General features: G+C 46.7%; 2 protein-coding genes. Both read right to left on the bottom strand.

Annotated features, from left to right (window positions below; genetic code table 11):
- Nucleotides 1–421, bottom strand: a 421-nt coding sequence (locus tag WBV75_RS11370; RefSeq protein WP_424120715.1) for a class I tRNA ligase family protein, incomplete at its 3' end; no start/stop codon positions are given.
- 10 nt (nucleotides 422–431) lie between these two features.
- Nucleotides 432–1112: a GTP cyclohydrolase I FolE gene (gene folE / locus WBV75_RS11365; protein ID WP_424120714.1), complete on the bottom strand. Its 681-nt coding sequence runs from the start codon at nucleotides 1110–1112 to the stop codon at nucleotides 432–434.
- Nucleotides 1113–1506: the final 394 nt, after the last annotated feature.

Below are 1506 nucleotides of genomic sequence, written 5' to 3'. Positions count from 1 at the left end.
TCTCAATTTGCTCTACGATATGTCCCGTGGCTGTAGGTTCAATACTCGGGGGAAGCAGGTTGAATTTTCGAAGGATGTTGTGGAAATCCGTGGTGTATCGCTGCACTACCTCCATGGGCTCGATCTTTTCAAGACGCGCTTTTTTCGAGATCTTGTCTTCACCCTCATCGGCATCGTCCTCCAAATGTCCGGCATCAGTAATATTGCGCACATAGCGCACCTTATACCCGAGGTGGAGCAGGTACCGATAAATCATATCAAATGAGATAAACGTCCGGCAATTTCCAAGGTGTACTTTGCTGTAGACGGTTGGGCCGCAGACGTACATCCCTACATGGCCGGTATGAATAGGTGTAAATACTTCCTTCTGTCCTGAGAGCGAATTGGAGAGTCGTAAATTTTGTTCCTCGTAAAGGGCCATAGGCAGTGCCTTAGAATTCGGTTTCCAAATTGATATAATCGAGGAATTCCCTCCTGAGGCCTTCCTCCTTAAAGCGTCCCCCGTATTCAGCTGTCACTGTGCTGCTGTCTACATCGCGAATCCCTCGGGAGTTTACACAAAGGTGTTTGGCATCTATAACGCAGGCGACGTCTTTTGTACCCAATACCTCCTGGAGTTCCCGCACAATCTGAATATTCATGCGCTCCTGTACCTGGGGTCTTTTGGCGTAGTAATCCACAATCCGGTTCATTTTGGAAAGCCCTACCACGGATCCGTTTGAGATATAGGCGATATGGGCCCGTCCGACAATAGGGAGTAAGTGGTGTTCACAGGTGCTGTAGACCGTAATATTCTTTTCGACCAGCATTTCCCCGTATTTATATTTGTTGTCAAAGGTGGAGGATTTCGGTCTGCGATCCGGGTGCAGGCCTCCAAAGATTTCATTGACATACATTTTGGCCACCCTTTCCGGAGTCCCTTTTAAACTGTCATCTTTAAGATCCAGCCCAAGGGTCATCATAATATCCCGGACACTTTTAGAGATCTGTTCTATCTTTTTGGCATCGCTGAGCACAAAGGCATCTTCTCTCAATGGAGTATTTTCGGAGGCTGAAAAGTGGTCATCTCCAAAGGTTTCCCCTGTTGTTTCCAAAGCGGGATCAATTTTCATCAGACATCGATTTGCAAGGGGCAAAGATATGTATAAAATGCCACTTTACAGTCGGGTTACGGGGCGATCCGACATAAAATCCTGTTAAGTTGAGCAGGCGGATTGAACTGGAACAGGGTATAATCTGCCACCTGATTTCGGGAGTTACCACTCCACCAAAATACCACTTTGATCTTAAAGGCGTTGTGCATTGATCTAAAACAGGGAAAATACCATACTAAAAGAACGTTATACCAGTTATATAAGAGGTAAAAACAGCCTTCCCGTATGCGGCTCTCGTTTATTTTCTTCCTGGGATTTGTCTTTTTAGCGGTTCATGGGTTCGGGCAGAATTCCCCGGATTGCCGCTCGGCTATACCCGTATGTGCCGATGAGCCCCTGATATGGGTAGCAG

Source organism: Robiginitalea sp., assembly GCF_049588695.1.
In the GTDB taxonomy this organism is placed as follows: Bacteria; Bacteroidota; Bacteroidia; order Flavobacteriales; family Flavobacteriaceae; genus Robiginitalea.
Note: the sequence above shows the minus strand (reverse complement) of the source record. Positions and strands in the feature narration are given on the sequence as shown.

Bases quoted from the DNA above. Each gene is read 5' to 3' on its own strand.
- folE (WP_424120714.1), bottom strand. From the start codon at position 1,112: ATGAAAATTGATCCCGCTTTGGAAACAACAGGGGAAACCTTTGGAGAT.